Raw genomic sequence first — 20,440 nt, 5'->3', positions numbered from 1 at the left:
TGGCCGATTTGTGGCTCCCCTTGACCCTGCGTGGCCTCGCCGGCACACTCATCGTTAAGATCGCCCGCCAGCAGCGGGCGCCAGAGGGCGCGAAGGGGAAACAGGATGCCGAAAATTTCGCTGACGGTGAATGGCAAGGCCGTATCGGTCGAGGTCGAAGGGCGCACGCTGCTGGTCGAGCTGTTGCGCGAGAAGCTTGGCCTCACGGGCACGCATGTCGGCTGCGACACCAGCCAGTGCGGCGCGTGCGTCGTGCATGTGAACGGGGATTCGGTGAAATCCTGCACCATGCTCGCGCTCCAGGCGGACGGGGCGCGGGTCACCACCATCGAAGGCTTGGCGCACGCCGATGGCACGCTCCATCCCATGCAAGCGATGTTTCGCGAGCATCACGCCTTGCAATGCGGCTTCTGCACCCCGGGGATGGTGATGAGCGCGATCGACATCGTGCAAAAACACCCCGAGGGGCTGAGCGAGGCGCAAATCCGCGAGGAACTCGAGGGCAATCTCTGCCGCTGCACCGGCTATCACAACATCGTCAAGGCGATCGCCGCGGCCGTCCCCCTGATGCATCAGAAACAGGCGGCCTGACGCGACGTTCGCGACAGAGATCAATCAGCAACTGGGATTTTTGTAACGCGACGCGGCAAAGACAAGATTAATCCGCGCGACACACCCCGAGGGAGGGTTGCATGGCTTTCGAAGGGATTGGCGCTTCCGTCAAGCGCCGTGAAGATGGCCGGTTCCTGGCCGGGCGGGGCCGCTATGTCGATGACATGAACCGCCCCGGCCAGGTTTACGCCGCGATCCGCCGCTCTGATCGGCCGCATGCGCGCATCCGCGGCATCGATACCAGCGCCGCCGCCGCCGCGCCCGGGGTGATCGCGATCTATACCGGCGCCGACATGGCGGCCGATGGCATCGGCGGGCTGCCCTGCGGCTGGCAGATCCACAGCAAGGATGGCAGCCCGATGGCCGAGCCGCCGCACCCGGTGCTCGCCATCGGCAAGGTGCGGCATGTCGGCGACCCGATCGCCGTGGTGATCGCCGAAACCAAGGCGCAGGCCAAGGACGCGGCGGAATTGCTGGTGATCGATTTCGAGGATTTGCCCGGCGTTGCCGATATCCGCGCGGCCAGCGCCCCTGGCGCCCCCTTGGTGCATGACGAGGTCGCCGGCAATGTCTGCTATGACTGGCATATCGGCGACAAAGACGCCGTCGATGCCGCGTTCGCGCGCGCCAAGCACGTGGTCAAACTCGACCTCGTCAATAACCGGCTGATCCCGAACGCGATGGAGCCACGCGCGGCCCTCGGCGAATGCGATGTCGCGGGCCATTACACGCTCTCCACCACCAGCCAGAACCCGCATGTCATCCGCCTCCTGATGGGCGCCTTCGTGCTGCACATCCCCGAACACAAGCTCCGCGTCATCGCCCCCGATGTCGGCGGCGGGTTCGGGTCAAAAATCTATCACTACGCCGAGGAGGCGATCGTCACCTGGGCCGCGGGCAAATTGCGCCGGCCGGTGAAATGGACCGCCGAGCGCTCGGAAAGCTTCATGTCGGACGCGCATGGCCGCGACCATGTCACCCACGCCGAAATGGCGGTCGATGCGGAAGGCCATTTCCTTGCGCTGCGGGTCGCGACGCTGGCCAATATGGGCGCTTATCTCTCGACCTTCGCGCCCTCCGTCCCGACCTATCTCTATGCGACGCTGCTCGCCGGCGTCTATAAAACCCCGGCGATCTATGCCGAGGTCAAGGCGATCTTCACCAACACCGTCCCGGTCGATGCCTATCGTGGCGCAGGAAGGCCGGAGGCGGCGTTCCTGCTCGAACGCCTGGTCGATGTCGTCGCGCAGGAGACCGGGATCGACCGGGTCGAGCTGCGGCGGAAGAATTTCATCCCCGCCGACGCCTATCCCTATCAAACCCCGGTCGCCCTGCAATATGACAGCGGCAATCACGAAATGACGCTCGCCGAGGCGCTGAAAGCCGCCGATTATGCGGGCTTTCCGGCGCGCCGGGCAGAGGCGGCGCGGCGCGGCAAGCTGCGCGGCATCGGGATTTCCACCTATCTCGAAGCCTGCGGCATCGCGCCGAGCCAAGTCGCCGGCGCCCTCGGCGCCCGCGCCGGGCTTTACGAGGTCGCCAATATCCGCGTCCACCCGACCGGCAGCGTCACCGTCTTCACCGGCGCCCATAGCCACGGCCAGGGCCACGAGACGACGATGGCGCAATTGGTCGCCGACCAGCTCGGTGTGCCGCTCGATCAGGTCGACGTGGTGCATGGCGATACCGGGGAAATCCCCTTCGGCATGGGCACCTATGGCAGCCGTTCGCTCGCCGTCGGCGGCTCGGCGATGGTCAAGGCAATGGACAAGATCATCGCCAAGGGCAAGCGCATCGCCGCCCATTTGCTGGAAGCCTCCGTCGAGGATATCGAGTTCAAGGACGGCGTCTTTCGCGTCGCCGGCACCGACAAGGCGAAGGCGTTGGCCGAAATTTCGCTCGCGGCCTATGTCCCGCATAATTATCCGATCGAGGAATTGGAGCCGGGGCTCGAGGAAACCGCGTTTTACGACCCGAAGAACTTCACCTATCCCGGCGGCTGCCATGTTTGCGAAGTCGAGATCGACCCCGAAACCGGCGTCACCACGGTGGTCAATTTCGCCGCCGTCGATGATGTCGGGCGGGTGATCAACCCGATGATCGTCGAAGGGCAGGTGCAAGGCGGGGTCGCGCAAGGGATTGGCCAGGCGCTGCTCGAGGGCGCCGCTTATGACGCGAGCGGCCAGCTTCTCTCCGGCTCGTTCATGGACTACACCATGCCGCGCGCAGACAATCTCCCTAACATCACCGTCGGCACCGAAATCACGCTCTGCACCCACAACCCGCTGGGCTCGAAAGGATGCGGCGAGGTCGGCGCCATCGGCAGCCCGCCGGCGGTGATCAACGCCGTCGTCGATGCCCTCAAGGATTACGGCGTCAGGCATATCGACATGCCGGCGACGGCGGAAAAGATCTGGTCGATCATAGCGGCCAACCGGCCGAAGATGGCCGCGGAATAGGAGCCAAACATGTACGATTTCGCTTATCAGAAACCGGCCAGCGTCGCCGAGGCGGTGAAGCTCCTCGCCACCGAGCCGGAGGCCAAGGCGATCGCCGGCGGCCAGACCTTCATCCCGGTGCTCAAGCAGCGGCTCAACAAGCCCACATCGGTGATCGATCTCGCCGGCCTCGGCTTGAGCGGCATCAGCGTTACCGGCCAGGCGCTGACCATCGGCGCGATGACGACGCACGCGACCGTCGCCCGCTCGGCGGAGGTGAGGAAGGCGATCCCGGGCCTTGCCAATCTCGCCTCCTGGATCGGCGACAATCAGGTTCGCCATCGCGGCACCATCGGCGGCTCGCTCGCCAATAACGACCCTTCCGCCTGCTATCCGGCGGCGGTCTTGGCGCTGGGCGCCGTCATCAAAACCAATAAGCGGGCGATCAAGGCCGATGATTTCTTCCAGGGCATGTTCACGACCGCGCTCGAACCCGACGAACTGATCACCGCCGTCGAGTTCCCGCTGCCGGTCGAGAAATCGGCCTATGAGAAATTCCGCCAGCCCGCCTCGCGTTACGCCATGGTCGGCGTGTTCGTTGCCAAGGGGCCGGCCGGGGTGCGTGTCGCCGTCACCGGCGCGGGGCAGGGCGGCGTGTTCCGGGTGCCGGAGATGGAAGCGGCGCTCGCCAAATCCTGGTCGCCGGACGCAATCGCCGCGATCAAGGTCTCACCGGACGGGCTGAACAGCGATATTCACGGCAGCGCCGCTTATCGCGCCCATCTGATCACCGTGATGGCACGCCGCGCCGTGTCCGCCGCCGCCTGAACGTCAACGACGGGGAAGAAGGGGAGAAGGCCAGGGGCTTTGCCCCTGGACCCCACCAGGGACAGAGTCCCTGGACCCGATTCCTTAAGGATTTTTCTGGAGGGGCGCGACAAGGCGCTGGCTGGCCCTCCGTTGCGCCCCTCCAGAAAAATCCTCCCGGGATGTGGGTCTGGGGGCACTGCCCCCAGCGGGTCCAGGGCAGCGCCCTGGCCTTCCCCTTCTTCCCCGTCACACATGGGAGCCTCGCATGGCCGATTTTCCGTTCACCCGCGCCGATCTCGAAAAATTGGCGCAATGGGACACGCCGACGATCTGCAATGGTCTCGAATTGATCGTCCCCGAGCGCCGCGCGATTGGTTTCACGGTCGAGCCGATGGCCGTCGCCGATGAGAAACTGCCGCCGATCGTTGGCCTTGCCCGCACCGGCACGCTGCGCGCCAAGGAGCCGCCGCGCGGGCGGGTTGCCGAACGGGCGGCGTGGTATGAGTATGTCGCGGCCGGGGATTTGCCGACCATCGCGCTCTTGCAGGATCTCGACGATCGGCCGGGCTATGGCGCCTTTTGGGGCGAGGTCAATTCCACCATTCACAAGGCGCTCGGGGTTCTCGGCTGCGTCACCAACGGGTCGTTTCGTGACCTCGATGCGCTGGCGCCGGGATTTCAGATCATCGGCGGCCGCGTCGGGCCGAGCCATGCGCATGTCCATCTCGTCGATTTCGGCGGGCCGGTGAATATTTTCGGCATGCAGGCCGGCCATGACGACGTGATCCACGCCGATCGCCACGGCGCGGTGGTGATCCCGGCGGCGGCGGTGACCCAATTGCCCGCCGCGATCGACCTCGTCTCCCGCCGCGAGAAGGTGATCCTCGATGTCTGCCGGACCGCGGATTTTTCGCCGGCGAAGCTGCGCGAGGCGCTGCGCCGCTCGGGGGAAATTCACTGAGCAACGCACATCCGGCGCGCGGCGGGTTCGCTTTTTTCCGGGCGATCGCTTATATCGCATGCTGAAAGGACGGGTCGCGGACGGCGCTCAGCGCACGACCCTTTAGCTTTGTGCCCGGTTGTTCGCCATGCCGCGTGAATTTCGTGCCTTTCCGGTAACCCAACGCATGCCTTGGCGTTCGCGCGTGTGGGACGCGACGACGATGGCTGGGCTCGATCTTCCGGCGCGCCGGCAAAGCCGCCGCAAGGCCCGGATCGCGCCGCCGCTGATCTGGTCAGGAGCCGCGCATCTCGCCATTTTGGTGCTGCTGACCCTTGGCGTCTATCACCGCACCACCATCGAGCCGCTGCCGCCGCCGGGCATCGCGATGGTGTTCGAGTCGGGCAGTTCGGCGGGGCCGAAGCTGCCCAACCCGAGCAAAGAGGCCGATTTGCCGCCGCGCCCGGCCGCGGTCCCCGAAGCTCTCGCGCCGTCACCGCCGCCGTCCGCCGCGGCGCGCAACGCGCCGGCCTTGCCGGTGCCACCCGTGCCACCGCAGGAGGCGGCGCAGGAGGCGGCGCCGGCAGCCACCGCGAGCCCGCCGCCGCCGTCGCAAGCGACCGCCGCTTCCCCGGCGCCACCTCTGATCGCATCGCCATCGCCGCTCGCCGAATCCGTCCCACCGCCGCCGGCAGCCCAAACCGCCGCACCAAATACGCAAAAACCGATCGAACAGGCGATGGTCATGCCGCCGCCCAACGCACGGCCGCTGACGCCCTCACCGCCCACCGCGCCGAGCACCCCGGCGCCGCGCGCCGAGACCGCGCGCAAAGGCAGCGCCTACGCGCCGATGCATGTTTTTGCCAAGAGCTTGCCCTCCCTGAGCAAATTCGCGCTCGGCCCGGCCGCGCTCGGCCCGACCTCGATCACGCCGTTTGCCAAGATTTCGGCAAAAGAACTCGGCGCCGATTGGCGCAACGAACTCGCCGACTGGATCGAGCAGCATAAATACTACCCCGAAGACGCCGCCAAGCGCGGCGAGCAGGGGATCAACGAAGTCCGCGTGGTGGTCAACCGCGATGGCCATGTCGAATCCGTTGAACTCGAGCGCCAATCCGGCTCGCAGCGCCTCGACAGCGCCGCCGTCGGGCTGTTCCGGGATGCGGATTTGCCGCCGTTCCCGATCGGCACCGAGGAGGAGCGGGTGACCATCGATCTCACCATTCATTATGTGATCTACCATAACTGAGGCGATCTGCCGGCGCGGCCGGCAGCGCGGGCTTGATGAAACCATAAACGGGAGGAAACCATGACAGACGAAATGGCCGGCAAGGTGGTTTTGGTGAGCGGCGGCGGCTCGGGGATCGGGCGCGCGTCAGCGCTTTTGCTCGCCCGCGCGGGGGCGGCGGTCGCTCTCGCCGATCTGAGCGCAGCCGCGGCGGAAGCGACCGCCGGCGACATCACCGCGGCCGGCGGCAGGGCGCTGGCGCTCGCCGGCGACGTGAGCAACGAAGCCGATGTCGCGCGCTTCGTCACCGCGACGGTCGCGAAATTCGGCAAGCTCGACGGCGCCTTCAACAATGCCGGGATCAGCCCGGCCGCGGTCGGCTGCGCCGCAACGCCGATCACCGAATGGCGCGAGGACGCCTTCGCGCGGGTGATCGCGGTCAATCTTACCGGCGTGTTCCTCGCCATGAAGCACGAAATCGCGGCGCTGGCGCGGGCCGGCGGCGGCGCGATCGTCAATACCGCGTCCGTCGCCGGGCTCGTCGGGCTGCGCGGTTCGAGCGCTTATGTCGCGAGCAAGCACGGGGTGATCGGCCTCACCCGCACCGCCGCCCTCGAATGCGCGCCGCTCGGGATCCGGGTGAACGCCGTCTGCCCGGGCTATATCGACACGCCGATGGTCGCGCCGCACATGCCGACACGCGGCGAAGACATTCTGCGCGCCGTGCCCTTCGCGCGCCTCGGCACACCCGAGGAGATCGCCGAGCTGGTGCTTTGGCTGTTGTCCGATCGCGCGTCTTTCGTCACCGGCGCCGCCTATGTCGCCGATGGCGGCTATTCCGCCGCCTGAATAGACCGCTTGCGCCGCCGGCGGCGGGCGGCCAAGCTCCGCGGCGCGATTCTGAGGGAGAAAAACACAATGAGTCTGACACGACGGGGCCTGATCGCCGGCGCCGCGACCACCAGCCTGATGCAGCGCGCGGCCTTCGCCCAGACGAAGGGCCCGGTGCTGCGCATCGGCGTTCTCAACGACCAATCCGGCCCCTATCGCGACGATACCGGCCCGACCGGCGTTGCCTGCGCGCGCCAAGCGGTGCAGGAATTCACCGCCGGTCGCGACATGGTGGTCGAAGTGCTCTCCGCCGATCACCAAAACAAGCCCGATATCGGCGCCGCCATCGCCCGGCAATGGTTCGACCAGGACGGGGTGGATGCGATCGTCGATGTGCCCACCTCCTCGGTCGCGCTCGCGGTCAATAGCGTCTGCCGTGAGAAGAACAAGGTGATGCTGAATTCCGGGGCGGCGTCGGCGGATCTCACCGGCAAGCAATGCAGCCCGAACACCGTCCATTGGACCTATGACACCTATATGCTGGCGAAATCGACCGGCGGCGCGATGGTCAAGGCGGGCGGCGATAGCTGGTTCTTCATCACCGCCGATTATGTCTTCGGTCAGCAATTGCAGCGCGATACCGCCGCTTTCGTGCGCGAAGCCGGCGGCACGGTGATGGGCAGCGCGACCTATCCCTTCCCCGGCACCACCGATTTTTCCTCTTTTCTGCTGCAGGCGCAGTCTTCCGGCGCCAAGGTGCTCGGGCTCTGCAATTCCGGCGCCGATACCATCAACTGCATCAAGCAGGCGCGCGAGTTCGGCCTGATGCAATCGATGAAAGTGGCGGCGATGCTGATGTATAACAGCAATGTCCACGCGCTTGGCCTCGAGACCGCGCAAGGTCTGCTGCTTACCGAAAGCTTCTACTGGAATCTCAACGACCGCACCCGGGCCTTCATGGACCGTATCCGGCCGAAAACCCCGAACCAATGGCCGAACATGGTCCAGGCCGGGGATTACGCGGCGACCCTGCATTACCTCAAAGCCGTCCAGGACATGGGGGTTGCGGCGGCGAAGGCCGATGGGCGGGCGGCGGTCGCGCGCATGAAGGCGATGCCGACCGACGATGATTGCTTCGGCCCCGGTCAAATCCGCGAGGACGGGCGCAAAATCCACCCCTCCTATCTCTTTCAAGCGAAAACCCCGGCGGAAAGCAGCGGGCCATGGGACGGGCTGAAAATGGTCGCGACCACCCCGGCCGATCAGGCCTTCCGCCCGATGAGCGAGGGCGGCTGCCCGCTCGTTCACACCTGAGCGCCGCGCTCTCGGCCTTCGCGGCCCGCGGCGCCGGGGCTGATCTATACTGCAACCATAACGAGTATGATTTGGATCACGATGAGAGAATTGGGCAAATTGATAAGTTTTTTAGAGAACAGGAAAACAACACCATTGGTTTGTCCGTCGTTAATAAATCGTGCCTATTTTGTTCTATAAGAACAAAGAAGGATCCCCGAGCGCCGGCGCCCCGGCGTCTCGGCGGATTTACACCAGCCAGCCGAAAGAATGACACGTCGCTTGAAGACGGTTGGCTGGTATCTTTTTGATGTTGCGCGCAGCCGCCACACCAACCCTGCGCGCATACCGGTCAGCAATTTCGCTGACCGGTATTACACCGTCGCCCGCCGCGTCAGACTTTTGCTGACCGCCTCGGTCAATGCCGCAAGCGTATAGGGTTTGGCGAGAAAGAGCGCTTCCTCCTCGGCCAGGGCCCGCCGCGCCCCTTGTGCCGCGTAGCCGGAGACCAGGATTGCCGGCAGGTCCGGCCAGCGGCGGCGCAAGATCGCGAGCAGGGCTGGGCCGTCCATGCCCGGCATCATGACGTCGCTCACCACCAGATCCGGCCGCCCGCCGTCTTCGAGCAGCGCCAGCGCCGCCTCCGCCGAGTCGGCGGCGCGCACCGCGAAACCGCGCCGGCGCAAGGCCCGTTCCGCCAAACGCCGCACCGGCGCCTCATCCTCGACGAGCAGCACCGTTGCCGCTTCTTCCGCCGGGGCCGGTGTGGCGGCGGGCATGACCGGCGTCGTGGGCGCGACCGCCGCGCCCGGCGCGGTGATGTCCTTGGGGGCGGCAACGCGCGGGAGGTGGATATGGACGCGGGTGCCGGCGCCGGGGGCGCTTTCGACGATGAGAAACCCCCCCGATTGCCGCACGATGCCGTGCACCGTCGCGAGCCCGAGACCGCTCCCGCCGGCGTCGCGCTTGGTGGTGAAGAAGGGCTCGAAAATCCGCTCGAGCTGCTCGGGTGCGATCCCGTGCCCGGTATCGGCGACGGTGAGGGTGACATAGCGCCCCGGCGGGATCGTCTCGGCCCCGATGGTTTTTTGGGCGAGCAGCGTGAGATGCCCGGTCGCGAGCGTCAGGCGCCCGCCGTCTGACATGGCGTCACGGGCGTTGATCGCGAGATTGACCAGCACCTGATCGAGCTGCGAAGGATCGACCCGCACATGCCGCCCAGGCTCCTCGAGATCGAGGGTGAGGACGATGTTGCGCCCAAGCAGGCGGCCCAGCATCGTCGCGATGTTGCGCACCGCGTCATTCAGCGCGACGGTTTCGGGTTGCAACGTCTGTTGGCGCGCAAAGGCGAGCAATTGCCGCACCAAGGCGGCGCCGCGCGCCACCGCACTCGCGATTTCGCCGAGCGCCGCACGACCCGCCGCGCCTTCGTCCGCCGCCGCCTCCGCCGCGCCGCCGATCGCCGTCAGGAGATTGTTGAAATCATGCGCGATACCGCCGGCAAGGAGGCCAACCGCCTGAAGCTTGCGGGCATGCGAGACCTCTTCCTCCAGCCCTTGGAGCGAAGACAGATCAAAGAGCGAGAGGATCAGCCCGCTCACCGTGCCGTCCGCTTCGCGGACGGGGGCGCAGCCGATCTCGACGCGGCGCGGGGTCGGGCCGAGCAGGGTTGCGCGCCGGTGCCCGATCGTCGCGAGATCGGCGCCGTTGAGGGCCGCCAAGACATCACGCCCGAGCGTCTCGCGCTCGGCGGGCGCGAACAGGGCCAGGGCGGTTGCGGGAAGATCGGCGCCGGTCGCGGCGACGAGGCGGCGGAACCCGGCACTGGCGCGCAGAATATGCCCCTCGCGATCGAGAACGGCGAGGGCGACGGTCTCGATCTCGAACATCACGCCGAGCAGCGCCGCCGCTTCGCCGCGCGGCGCCACCAAGCGCCCGAGCAGCCAACGCGGCGGCAACAGCCGGGCCCAAAGGCGCGCCAAGCGCCGCCTCAAAACCGCCCTCCCGCGGCGCCGCGGCGCTGCAGCCGGCCTTGCAGACGCCAGACATAGGCGATCAACTCGGCGACCGCTTTGTAATGTTCGGCGGGAATTTCGGCATCCAGCGGCACCTCGTGCAGCGCCCGCGCGAGCGGCGGATTGGCCACCACCGGCACCTTATGCTCCTTTGCCACGGCGCGGATCCGTGCTGCCATCTCATCCATGCCCTTCGCCACCACCGTCGGGGCGGTGTTCATGCCGCGATCATAGCGCAAAGCGACCGCGAAATGCGTCGGATTGGTGACCACCACCGTCGCCTGGCGAACCGCCGCCAGCATGCGCTTCTTCGCGCGCTGGCGGCGCAGCAGGCGCAAGCGGTTTTTGACGTGGGGGTCGCCCTCGCTATCCTTGGTTTCCCGGCGTATTTCGTCGCGGCTCATGCGAAGGTTGCGCAGATGCCGCGTCCGCTCGAACAGGATGTCGGCCCCGGTGACCGCGGTCTGCACCAACAGCAAGGTCATCAGCACCCGCCAGACCTCATCGAGGAGATGGGCGGTCAGCGTCGCCGCATCCCAATAGGGGGCGTTGCCGAGAAGCGGCACGGCGCTGCGCAGCACGTGCCAAAGGGCAAATCCGATCGCCGCCAGCTTGACCAGATCCTTCCCGGCGCGCTGAAGGGTCGCGAGGCTGAACAAGCGGCCAAACCCGGCCATCGGGCTGAGACGGGTGAGATCGGGAAGCAGCGCGGTCGGCTTGAGGACGAACCCGGTCTGCAGCAGCGTCACCAGAGCGCCGACGCCGGCGGTCAGCGCGATGATCGGCAAAGCGGCGAAAGCCCCGGCACCGATCGCGGCGCCGATCACGAAACCGGGGCGGCCGGCGGCGTCGAGCTGCCCGACCGCGCCGAGGAAAAAGGCGAGCCTCCGGACCAGGCCATGCGCCAGCATCGGCGCGAGCAGCCAAAGCACCAGCGCCAGCATCGCGAGCGCAACCAGCGCCGGCGCCTCATGCGAGAGCGCGACTTGTCCCTGCTCGCGCGCTTGCTGCAGCCGGTGCGGGGTCGCCGCTTCCGTGCGGTCTTCGGGGGAGGCGGTCTCCTCGGCCATCGCGCGGCGGCGGGGTCAGCCGAAGCCAGGCAAGTGCACGAAGCCCGGGCCGAGATCACCGATCCACGCCGCGACGACCATGCGCAACAGCACCGCGAGGAGCACGATGCCGCCCAGGATCTGCGCCGGCATGGCGATGAAATAGATCTGAATGCGCGGCACCAGGCGGCCGAACAGCGCAAGCCCGATCTGCCAGAGGGTGCCGGCGAGCACGAACGGCGCCGCAAGGCGGAGCGCCAGCGCGAAACTCGCGGCAACGCCGGCGAGGATGGTGCGCGCGGTATCGCCGGCGGGAAACCAGGTGCCCGGCGGGATGAGATGATAGCTGCCGACGAAGGCGGCGAGCAATTCGGCATGCAAGCCAAAGCCGAAAATCACCACCGGCACCAGGAGATCAAAGAGCCGGCTGAGGCCCGGCCCCTGGCCGCCGATATCGGGGTCGGCGATCAGCACGCTCGAAAGCCCGGTCATCAGCGCGATGATCTGGCCTGCGAGCGGGAGCGCCAGCGTAAGCAGCCGCGCGAGCCAGCCGAGCCAGATCCCGGCGACCAGTTCGCCAGCGAGCAAGGCCGCGACCGCGGCGATGCTGGCCGGCTCGGCTGGCAGCAGCGGCGCGAGCAGGGGCAGCAAGAGCAGCGTCAGCACCAAAGCGAGGCCGGCGCGAACCGTCATCGGGAGATCGGCCTGGCCGAAACCGGGCATCGCCATCACCGCCGCCGAGACCCGGGCGAGAACGGCGACGAAGGCGAAGGCCGAGCCCGGCAGCGCGGCCAGGAATGCCGCGTCGTCGGCGTTCATGAACCGCCGATCGCCACCAGCCGGTCAAACAGCGCGACGGTGAAGGATGAGAGGGTCGCAAGCATGAATGGGCCGAGCAGCACCAGGGTCAGGGTCAGCGCCACCACCCGCGGCAGAAACGAGAGCGCCTGATCATTGATCTGCGTCACCGCTTGCACGATGGAAATCACCAGCCCGACGACGAGGCCGATAAGAAGTGGCGGGCCGCCGATCTTCATTGTGACCAGCATCGCATCACGCAGGACCGCGCCGATTTCACCTTCCGTCATGCCACCTCACTTTTTGTGCGTTACCTTCTTTTTCTGAAGAAAAAGAAGCAAAAAGACTTTTTCCCACTCTCCCGAAGGGGCACCGCCAAGGCACGATGCCAACCGACAAAAGTTTTTTGGTTCTTTTTTTCAAAAAAGAACCGCTTTTTTCCTTCTTTCGCCCCGCACTCTGCGAAACATCAAATCGGCATTTGCATGATTTGCTGATAGGCCTGGACCATGCGGTCGCGGATGGTGGTCGCGGTTTGCAGGGCGAGTTGCGCCTTCGACACCGCGGTCACGACCTCGGTCAGGTTGCCGCCGCCGGCGATCGCCTGCATCGCCTGATCCTCGGCGGCGTGATTGGCATCGATCACGCCGCCGATGGCGCGGGACAGGGTCGCGCTGAAACCAGCGCTGGCATCAGTGCTGTTGCCCGCGCCCTCGGCGGCGCGATAGGCGTCCGCCGCCTGCGAGGGGGTGACGGTGAGGGAAAGCGGGGTCATTTCAGCAGCGCGATGGTGCGCGCGAGCATCCCGCGTGTCGCTTGCAGCACCGAAAGATTGGCGGAATAGGAGCGTTCGGACTCACGCATGTCCATGAGTTCGACGAAGGCGTTGACGTTCGGCGCCGTGACGTAGCCCTGGGCGTTGGCGTTGGGATTGGACGGATCATAGCGTTGCGGCAGCGGCGCCTTGTCCTCGCCGATCTGCTTGACCCGCACCGTCTCGACCCCGAGATTGCGGTCAAGGCGGTTCTCGAAGGTGACGGTCTTGCGGCGATAGGGCGCGCCCTTGGCGCCGGTGCTGCTGGTGTCCTGGTTGGCGAGGTTTTCCGCGATGACGCGGAGCCGCGTGGTTTGCGCGTCCATGCCGCGTGCCGAGATGTCGAGGGCTTTGCTGAGATCCATCCTGCTATCGTCCTTGGTTCGCCGCCCCGGCGGTTAGCGGTCGAGCGCGGTGCGGAACATGCCGAGATAGGTCTGGTAGAGATTGACCACCAGCGCATGGGTGTCATTGGTCTGCGCGACCTTGGTTAATTCTGCGTCGATGGCGACGGCGTTGCCGTCTGGCGCCCGCTCCTCGGGGCGCGCTTTGGGGTCGGGCGCCAGCGCCCCGCCTTGCGAGCCGGCGAGATGCAACGGGTTGGTGACGGCAAGGCCAGCGGGTGCCGTCTTGGCGAGGGTGGCCGCGAAAGGGGTCAGATCCTTCGCCTGCCAGCCGGGCGTATCGGCGTTGGCGATGTTCTGGGAGAGCAGTTGCTGACGCTGATCGATCCAGGCCAAGCGCTTGTCGGCCAAGTCGAAGAGACCGATGCCACTGCCGCCATTGCCCGCCATCGCCACGCTCTCCCGCGAAACCTCTGAACCCGGCCGCCATCATCGCCGCGGTCGCTAAAGATTTGGTAAATCGCCGGCGAGATAAGACTTCCGTAATCCCTTCGCGGTTTAATGCCCGGGCATGAACCAGCCCGATACGCCCCCCCCAGCGCCGCTCAATCCGGCGCCGCTTGCGCCCTTCCCGGCGTCGCTCGACGCTGGCATCGCGGCGTTGGAGGGCATGCTGCGGGTGGCGTTGGCGCTGGCGCAGGCGGCGCGGCCGATCGATCTCGCCGGGCTCGATCAGCGCGTCGGCCGCGTCTGCGCCCAAGCGCTCGATCTGCCGCCGGCGGAGGGGCGGGCGCTGCGTCCGCGTCTCGCCGGCCTGCTCGCCGGTATCGAAGCCCTCGCCGCCCAGCTCGCCACCGCCGCGGGTGACGGATGATCATGCGGTTGTTCTCTCGGCAAAAGGCCGTACCATGCTCCCCTCCCTCACCTCCCTGTTGATCACGCTGCTCGCGCTCGCGGTGGTGCTCGGGCTGATCCTGCTCGCCCAGCGTCTTGCGCGCATCACCGGCCTTGCCCCGAAAGGCGGCGGGCGGCTGCGGCTCGAGGAAACGCTGGCGCTCGATCCGCGCCGGCGGCTCCATCTCATTGCCTGCGATGGCCGGCAGGTTCTGCTACTGACCGGCGGCGGCCGGGATCAGGTGATCGGCTGGCTTTCGGGACCGGAGGCGCGGCCATGACGGCGCGGCGGGCGGCGCCGATCCTCCTGTTATTCCTGCTTCTGCTGCTGCTCCGCCCCGCCGCGGCACTCGCGCAGTCGGTGGCGATCGATCTCGGCGCCGCCGGGCAAGCCGGGGCGACCAGCCGGCTGGTGCAGCTCACCGCGCTGATCACGCTGCTGTCGCTCGCGCCGAGCCTCCTCGTGATGGTTACCGCCTTCACCCGCATCGTCATCGTCATCTCGCTGCTCAGGAGCGCCATCGGCAACGCGACGATCCCGCCGAATACGGTGGTGATTGGCTTGTCGTTGTTTCTGACCTATTTCGTCATGCAGCCGGTCATCGATCAGGCCTGGGATGACGGCATCGCGCCGATGACGGCGGGAAAGGTCTCCGAACTCGAGGGGCTGCGCCTGGCCGGCGAGCCGTTCCGGCAGTTCATGGCGGCGAATGCGCGGCCGAGCGATCTCAAGCTATTTCTCGATCTCGCGCATCTTCCCATCCCCGCCCGCGCCGGCGAGACCCCGTGGCGGGCGCTGATTCCGGCGTTCATGGTCGGGGAATTGCGACGCGCTTTCGAGATGGGATTTCTGCTCTTTTTGCCCTTCCTGGTGATCGATCTCGTGGTCTCGAGCGTGCTGATGAGCATGGGCATGATGATGATGCCGCCGAGTTCGATCTCACTGCCCTTCAAGTTGATTTTCTTCGTGCTCGTCGATGGCTGGCGGCTGGTTTCGGGCAGCCTGGTGCAGAGCTTCCCGCTGCCGCCGCACCCGTGAGGCTCAGCTCGCGCCGCGTTCGCCCTCGGCGAGCATCAGCGCCGAGCGGACCAGGGCGAGATGGGAAAAGGCTTGCGGAAAATTGCCGAGCTGGCGCTTCATGTGCGGGTCATACTCCTCAGCGAGGAGACCGACATCGTTGCGGAGATCGAGCAGCCGGTCGAACATCGCCTGCGCCTCATCGCGGCGGCCTTGCAGCACGAGATTATCCACCAGCCAGAAGCTACAGGCGAGAAAGGCGCCCTCGCCCGGCGGCAGGCCATCGGCGCCGGCTTCCGTGCGATAGCGCAGCACCAGCCCATCCTCCATCAGATCCTGCTCGATGGCGGCGACGGTTGCCCGCACGCGCGGATCCTCGGGCGGCAGGAAGCCGACCAGCGGGATCAGCAGAAGACTCGCATCGAGTTCGCGCGAGCCGAAGCTTTGCACGAAACATTGGCGTTCGGGATCGACGCCATCGCGGCAGACGGTCGCGTGGATGTGATCGCGGAGCGCCGTCCAGCGCTCGATCGGGGCGGCGAGATGATAGGTTTCGGCATCCTTGACGGCGCGGTCGAAAGCGACCCAGGCCATCACCTTGGAAAAAGTGAACTGCCGCCGCCCGCCACGCACCTCCCAAAGCCCCTCGTCGGGGCGATCCCAAATGCGCGCGAGATGCTCGAGCAATTTGCGTTGCATCGGCCAGGATTCGCGCGCCGCCCCGAGGCCGCCACGGCGCGCGGTATGCGCCGAATCCATGACCTCGCCATAGACATCGAGCTGCAACTGGTCAGACGCGGCATTGCCGATCCGAACCGGGCGCGAGCCGGCGAAGCCCGGAAGCCAGGTCGCTTCCCATTCCATCAGCCGGCGCTCGCCGGCGAGGCCATACATGATCTGCACCTGCGCCGGGCTGCCGGCGATGGCGCGATGCAGCCAGTTGCGCCAGGCTTCCGCCTCTTCGTAATAGCCCGCCGCCATCATCGCATCGAGCGTCAGCGTCGCATCCCGCAGCCAGCAATAGCGATAATCCCAGTTGCGCGACCCGCCCCATTGTTCGGGGAGCGAGGTGGTGGGCGCGGCGACGATGCCGCCGGTCGGCGCGTAGATCAGCGCCTTCAGGGTGATCAGCGAACGCAGCACCGGCTCGCGGTAGCGCGGGTGACAGAGGCAGCGCGACGACCATTCCGCCCAGAAATGCTCGGTCTCGGCGAGTGCCTTGAGCGGGTCGTGCGGCGCCTCGGGCGGCACATGCGACGGCGAATGGGTGAGCATGAAGGGGATGGTTTCGCCGGCGGCGATCTCGAACTCGGCAATCGTTGCGAGATTTTGGCCAAGCAGCGTGACCGGGGTGCGTAAGACCACCATGTCCGGCCCGGCGACGGCGCGGATGCCGTTGCCATCGACGAGGCGGGTGACCCACGGGATGGTGGTGCCGTAATCGAAGCGGAGCGTGAGGTCGAGACGCATCGGAACCCGCCCGGCGCGCCCGGCGACGAGCCGGATGACCGAGGAGGAGGCGCCGTTCGGGGGCATGAAATCGATGACCGCGACCTCGCCCTCGTCGGTCGTAAAAATCGTCTCGAGCACCAGCGAAAAGCCGCGATAGGCGCGGCTGATGCTATGCACGGCGCCGCGCGGGGCGATCAGCCAGCGCCCGTGATTGCGCCCGCCGAGGAGGGCGGCAAAGCAGGCCGGGCTATCGAAACGTGGCCAACAGAGCCACTCCAGCGCGCCGGTGCGGTTGATCAGCGCGGCGCTGTGGCCGTCACCGATCAGGGCGTAGTCCTCGATGCGGGGTTGCGCCGCGGCGGTGTCAGCCATCAGCGCCTCTCGCCTGCGGGGCGCGTGTCCGGCACCGGCCGCGCCTCAGCCGAGATGGCCATAGGCGCGTCCGCCATTGGCGTCCGTCGGGCAAGAGCAGGAGCCGTCCGGGGTCGGCGGGCGATCGAGCGGGCAGACATAAGCGCCGGCATAGCAGGTGCCGCTCGCGGTGGCGGGCGGCGGTGCCGGCGGCGGATAGGCGACCGCCGGCGGCGGATAATAGGGATAGCCATAAACCGGCGGCGGCGGCGCATAAACGACCGGCGGGCCAACCACCACCGGCGGCACATAGCCGCCGATGAACACGCCGCCATGCCACCAGGCCATCGCCGGCGTCGCCAAGCCAAACCCGAGAAACGCAGCGGGGAGTGCCGCCAGCAGCCGCGTGAGGCGGCGGAACATCGCAATCATCGTGGCGCCTTCCGGAATGGCGGACGAAATGCCGCCATGGTTTCGTCAAGCCTGATACTGATACGCGAATTATGTCGCCGGAGGGTTAATGCCAACCCCGCTGGCCGCGCAAGACCGGCGGTGGCCTTGACTTCACGCAAGTTTTCCCGAATAGGTGAGACGAACCCGCATCGCCGAGGCGCCCGTCGCCCCCGGCACGTCTCCGCATGGAGCGATGCCGCTTTTATCCGAAAGTATCTGGTGTCCGAGATCCTACACTCCGCCGAGCCCGCCGCCACCTCGACCCCCGCCGTGTCCGAGGAAACGCCCGCCACCACGACCGCCCCCGCGCCTGCGTCCGCCGAGCCCGCGCCCGCCGCGCCCGGCTTTGCCGAACTCGGCCTCTCCGAGCCGGTGCTGCGCGCGGTCGCCGAAATGGGCTACACCCAGCCCACGCCGATCCAGGCGCAGGCGATCCCAACGGTTCTGATGGGGCGCGACGTGCTCGGCTGTGCCCAGACCGGCACCGGCAAAACCGCCGGCTTCACCCTCCCCATGCTCGACATCCTCGCCGGCTCGCGCGCCCGCGCGCGCATGCCGCGCAGCCTGATCCTCGAGCCGACCCGCGAACTCGCCCTGCAGGTCGCGGAAAATTTCGTGCTTTACGGCAAATATCTGAAGCTGAGCCACGCCTTGATCATCGGCGGCGAGAGCATGACCGACCAGCGCGAGGCGCTCGACCGCGGCGTTGATGTGCTGATCGCAACCCCGGGCCGCCTCATCGACATGTTCGAGCGCGGCGGCGTCCTGCTCACCAATGCCCGGCTTTTGGTGATCGACGAGGCCGACCGCATGCTCGATATGGGGTTCATCCCCGATGTCGAACGCATCGTCGCGATGCTGCCGGCCAATCGCCAGACCTTGTTCTTCAGCGCCACCATGGCGCCCGAGATTCGCCGCCTCGCCGATGCCTTCTTGCAAAACCCGAAGGAAATCACCGTCGCGCCGCCGGCCTCGGTCGCGACCACCATCACGACTGGCCTCGCCCTCGTCGCCGAGCATGACAAGCGCGAGGCCCTGCGCCGGCTGATCCGCAAGGAGGATGTGCAGAACGCGTTGATCTTCTGCAACCGCAAGCGCGATGTCGATATTCTCTATCGCTCGCTCGCGCGCCATGGCTTTAGCGTCGGCGCGCTGCATGGCGATATGACCCAGTCGGTGCGCTTTGCGACCTTGGAGAAATTCAAAGCCGGCGAGATACGGCTTTTGGTGTGCAGCGATGTCGCCGCGCGCGGGCTCGATATCGGCGGGCTCTCGCATGTCTTCAATTTCGACGTGCCGGTGCATGCCGAGGATTATGTCCACCGCATCGGCCGCACCGGCCGCGCCGGGCGCGAGGGCCGCGCCTTCATGATCGCCGAGCCCGAGGATCGGGCGATGGTGGAGGCGATCGAGAAGCTGACCGGCGCGCCGATCCCGCGCATCGCCGTCGAAGGGCTCGATCCCGTCGCTTGGGCGGAAGGGACCGGCGGCAAGCGCCGGGGGCGGCGCGGCGGTTCGTCGGGAAGCAAGCCAAGCCCGCAAGCGGGCGGCCGGCCGCCACGCCGCCCGGCGCGCAAAGCCACCGAGACTTTGCCCGCCGCAGCGCCGGCGCTGCGGCACGAAGAGGAACACGCAACCGCGGCGCGGCCGCAAAAGCCAGCCGATCGTCCGGCCCGCCCGCCGCAGGGGCCGGGCGGCGGGCGCGTGGCCAGGGGGGAGCGCGGTGACGAGGAGCGGGGTTCGGTGCGCGGCTTCGGCGCCGATATCCCCGCCTTCATGCTGCTGCCGACGCGCAAAGCGCCCCCCAGCGCGGCGCCCATCCCAGCAACCGAGGAAGAGTCCGAGCCATGAACGTCACCACTGTCGCCAAAAAAGGCAAGTTCGCCGCCTTCCAATGGGATGACGCGCTCCGGCTCGATGACCAGCTCAGCGAGGATGAGCGCGCCATCCGCGACGCCGCCCGCGACTATTGCCAGGAAAAGCTTTTCCCGCGCGTGCTGATGGCCAACCGCCAGGAGCGTTTCGATCGCGAGATCATGAACGAAATGGGCGCGATGGGCTTTCTTGGCGCGACGCTCGAGGGGTATGGCTGCGCCGGCGTCAATTACGTCTCCTACGGGCTGATCGCGCGCGAGGTGGAGCGCGTCGATTCCGGCTATCGCAGCGCGTTTTCGGTGCAATCCTCGCTGGTGATGTATCCGATCCACGCGTTTGGCTCGGAATTCTTGCGGGAAAAATACCTCCCCGGGCTCCGTTCCGGCGAAAAAGTCGGCTGCTTTGGCCTGACCGAGCCCGATGCCGGCTCCGATCCGGCCGCGATGCGCACGCGCGCGAAAGCGGTCGAGGGCGGTTTCGTGCTGAACGGGTCGAAAACCTGGATCACCAATTCGCCGATCGCCGATGTTTTCGTGGTCTGGGCCAAGGATGATGCCGGTGACATTCGCGGCTTCGTGCTCGAGCGCGGCATGGCCGGGCTCTCCGCCCCCAAGATCGAGGGCAAATTCAGCCTGCGCGCCTCGATGACCGGCATGATCATGATGCAGGACGTGTTCGTGCCGGCGGAAAATCAGCTCCCCGGCGTCAAAGGTCTGCGCGGGCCGTTTTCCTGCCTCAACAATGCCCGCTATGGGATTAGCTGGGGGGCGCTCGGCGCCGCCGAATTCTGCTGGCATGCGGCGCGCGACTACACGCTCGGGCGGATGATGTTCGGCCGGCCGCTGGCGGCGACGCAATTGATCCAGAAAAAGCTCGCCGACATGCAGACCGAAATCACCATCGCGCTGCAAGCTGTGCTGCGGCTCGGCCGGCTGCTCGATGAGGGGCGCGCGGCGCCGGAGATGATCTCGCTCTGCAAGCGCAATTCCTGCGGCAAGGCGCTCGATATCGCGCGCGCCGCCCGCGACATGCATGGCGGCAACGGCGTCGCCGACGAATACCACGTCATCCGCCACGTGATGAATCTCGAGGCGGTCAACACCTATGAGGGCACGCATGACGTCCACGCCCTCATCCTCGGCCGCGCCCAGACCGGCCTTTCGGCCTTCGGCGCGGCGGAATAACGCGGGGCGTCGGGGAGGGTGTTGAAAGGCCGGGATCTTCT

At 66.9% G+C, this 20,440-nt stretch carries 21 protein-coding genes; 12 read left to right on the top strand and 9 right to left on the bottom strand.

Going from position 1 to position 20,440, the window contains the following annotated elements; genetic code table 11:
- Positions 1-105: 105 nt before the first annotated feature.
- The 7 genes from DEF76_RS03670 to DEF76_RS03640 all read left to right on the top strand — a co-directional run bounded on the left by DEF76_RS03670 (position 106) and on the right by DEF76_RS03640 (position 8,173).
- Positions 106-591 carry a (2Fe-2S)-binding protein gene (locus DEF76_RS03670; protein WP_114911163.1) on the top strand — a complete coding sequence of 162 codons (486 nt, stop codon included), beginning with the start codon at positions 106-108 and terminating at the stop codon, positions 589-591.
- A 101-nt stretch (positions 592-692) separates the two neighbouring features.
- Complete coding sequence (locus DEF76_RS03665) at positions 693-3,071, top strand: xanthine dehydrogenase family protein molybdopterin-binding subunit (protein WP_114911162.1); 2,379 nt, start codon at positions 693-695, stop codon at positions 3,069-3,071.
- Positions 3,072-3,080: 9 nt separating this feature from the next.
- Entirely contained in the window at positions 3,081-3,878 is a 798-nt protein-coding gene (locus tag DEF76_RS03660) for an FAD binding domain-containing protein (RefSeq protein ID WP_114911161.1), read from the top strand.
- Between the two features lie 247 nt (positions 3,879-4,125).
- Positions 4,126-4,821 (top strand): RraA family protein, encoded by a 696-nt coding sequence (locus DEF76_RS03655; protein ID WP_114911160.1) that lies wholly within the window; start codon positions 4,126-4,128, stop codon positions 4,819-4,821.
- Between the two features lie 127 nt (positions 4,822-4,948).
- Positions 4,949-6,049: an energy transducer TonB gene (locus DEF76_RS03650; protein ID WP_114911159.1), complete on the top strand. Its 1,101-nt coding sequence runs from the start codon at positions 4,949-4,951 to the stop codon at positions 6,047-6,049.
- A 60-nt stretch (positions 6,050-6,109) separates the two neighbouring features.
- Positions 6,110-6,877, top strand: a complete 768-nt coding sequence (locus DEF76_RS03645) for an SDR family NAD(P)-dependent oxidoreductase (RefSeq protein ID WP_114911158.1) — start codon at positions 6,110-6,112, stop codon at positions 6,875-6,877.
- A 69-nt stretch (positions 6,878-6,946) separates the two neighbouring features.
- Positions 6,947-8,173, top strand: a complete 1,227-nt coding sequence (locus DEF76_RS03640; protein WP_114913638.1) for an ABC transporter substrate-binding protein — start codon at positions 6,947-6,949, stop codon at positions 8,171-8,173.
- A gap of 353 nt (positions 8,174-8,526) precedes the next feature.
- On the opposite strand, the gene DEF76_RS03635 is transcribed toward DEF76_RS03640, so the two are convergent.
- The 7 genes from DEF76_RS03635 to DEF76_RS03605 all read right to left on the bottom strand — a co-directional run bounded on the left by DEF76_RS03635 (position 8,527) and on the right by DEF76_RS03605 (position 13,622).
- Positions 8,527-10,134, bottom strand: a complete 1,608-nt coding sequence (locus DEF76_RS03635) for an ATP-binding protein (protein ID WP_114911157.1) — start codon at positions 10,132-10,134, stop codon at positions 8,527-8,529.
- Positions 10,135-10,142: 8 nt separating this feature from the next.
- Positions 10,143-11,237 carry an EscU/YscU/HrcU family type III secretion system export apparatus switch protein gene (locus DEF76_RS03630; protein WP_114911156.1) on the bottom strand — a complete coding sequence of 365 codons (1,095 nt, stop codon included), beginning with the start codon at positions 11,235-11,237 and terminating at the stop codon, positions 10,143-10,145.
- Positions 11,238-11,252: 15 nt separating this feature from the next.
- Entirely contained in the window at positions 11,253-12,035 is a 783-nt protein-coding gene (locus tag DEF76_RS03625) for a flagellar biosynthetic protein FliR (protein ID WP_114911155.1), read from the bottom strand.
- Positions 12,032-12,304 (bottom strand): flagellar biosynthesis protein FliQ, encoded by a 273-nt coding sequence (gene fliQ, locus DEF76_RS03620; protein ID WP_114911154.1) that lies wholly within the window; start codon positions 12,302-12,304, stop codon positions 12,032-12,034. The genes DEF76_RS03625 and fliQ overlap by 4 nt, the downstream gene beginning before the upstream one ends.
- 179 nt (positions 12,305-12,483) lie before the next feature.
- Positions 12,484-12,789 carry a flagellar hook-basal body complex protein FliE gene (gene fliE / locus DEF76_RS03615; RefSeq protein ID WP_114911153.1) on the bottom strand — a complete coding sequence of 102 codons (306 nt, stop codon included), beginning with the start codon at positions 12,787-12,789 and terminating at the stop codon, positions 12,484-12,486.
- Positions 12,786-13,193, bottom strand: coding sequence for a flagellar basal body rod protein FlgC (gene flgC, locus DEF76_RS03610; RefSeq protein ID WP_114911152.1), 408 nt, complete (start codon positions 13,191-13,193; stop codon positions 12,786-12,788). The genes fliE and flgC overlap by 4 nt, the downstream gene beginning before the upstream one ends.
- A 33-nt stretch (positions 13,194-13,226) precedes the next feature.
- Entirely contained in the window at positions 13,227-13,622 is a 396-nt protein-coding gene (locus DEF76_RS03605; protein ID WP_114911151.1) for a flagellar basal body rod protein FlgB, read from the bottom strand.
- A 121-nt stretch (positions 13,623-13,743) separates the two neighbouring features.
- Here DEF76_RS03605 and DEF76_RS03600 point away from each other — a divergent pair, with 121 nt between their 5' ends.
- From DEF76_RS03600 to fliP, 3 genes are read left to right on the top strand one after another with little or no spacing between them, the layout of a single operon-like run.
- The gene (locus tag DEF76_RS03600; RefSeq protein ID WP_114911150.1) at positions 13,744-14,046 is read left to right on the top strand and encodes a hypothetical protein; all 303 of its coding nucleotides are present in this window, start codon (positions 13,744-13,746) and stop codon (positions 14,044-14,046) included.
- 34 nt (positions 14,047-14,080) lie between these two features.
- The gene (locus DEF76_RS03595) at positions 14,081-14,347 is read left to right on the top strand and encodes a flagellar biosynthetic protein FliO (RefSeq protein ID WP_114911149.1); all 267 of its coding nucleotides are present in this window, start codon (positions 14,081-14,083) and stop codon (positions 14,345-14,347) included.
- Entirely contained in the window at positions 14,344-15,105 is a 762-nt protein-coding gene (gene fliP / locus DEF76_RS03590) for a flagellar type III secretion system pore protein FliP (protein WP_114911148.1), read from the top strand. Before DEF76_RS03595 ends, fliP begins: the two co-directional genes overlap by 4 nt.
- A 3-nt stretch (positions 15,106-15,108) precedes the next feature.
- Here fliP and DEF76_RS03585 read toward each other — a convergent pair whose 3' ends face one another.
- Together DEF76_RS03585 and DEF76_RS03580 are read right to left on the bottom strand one after the other, a co-directional pair.
- Entirely contained in the window at positions 15,109-16,908 is a 1,800-nt protein-coding gene (locus DEF76_RS03585) for a glycoside hydrolase family 15 protein (RefSeq protein WP_114911147.1), read from the bottom strand.
- Between the two features lie 45 nt (positions 16,909-16,953).
- Positions 16,954-17,319 (bottom strand): hypothetical protein, encoded by a 366-nt coding sequence (locus DEF76_RS03580; RefSeq protein ID WP_114911146.1) that lies wholly within the window; start codon positions 17,317-17,319, stop codon positions 16,954-16,956.
- A 240-nt stretch (positions 17,320-17,559) separates the two neighbouring features.
- On the opposite strand from DEF76_RS03580, the gene DEF76_RS03575 reads away from it, so the two are divergent.
- Positions 17,560-19,191: a DEAD/DEAH box helicase gene (locus DEF76_RS03575; RefSeq protein ID WP_240319099.1), complete on the top strand. Its 1,632-nt coding sequence runs from the start codon at positions 17,560-17,562 to the stop codon at positions 19,189-19,191.
- Positions 19,188-20,399 carry an acyl-CoA dehydrogenase gene (locus tag DEF76_RS03570; RefSeq protein ID WP_114911144.1) on the top strand — a complete coding sequence of 404 codons (1,212 nt, stop codon included), beginning with the start codon at positions 19,188-19,190 and terminating at the stop codon, positions 20,397-20,399. The genes DEF76_RS03575 and DEF76_RS03570 overlap by 4 nt, the downstream gene beginning before the upstream one ends.
- Positions 20,400-20,440: the final 41 nt, after the last annotated feature.

It is taken from the genome of Acidibrevibacterium fodinaquatile, from assembly GCF_003352165.1.
GTDB lineage: Bacteria > Pseudomonadota > Alphaproteobacteria > Acetobacterales > Acetobacteraceae > Acidibrevibacterium > Acidibrevibacterium fodinaquatile.
Note: the sequence above shows the minus strand (reverse complement) of the source record. Positions and strands in the feature narration are given on the sequence as shown.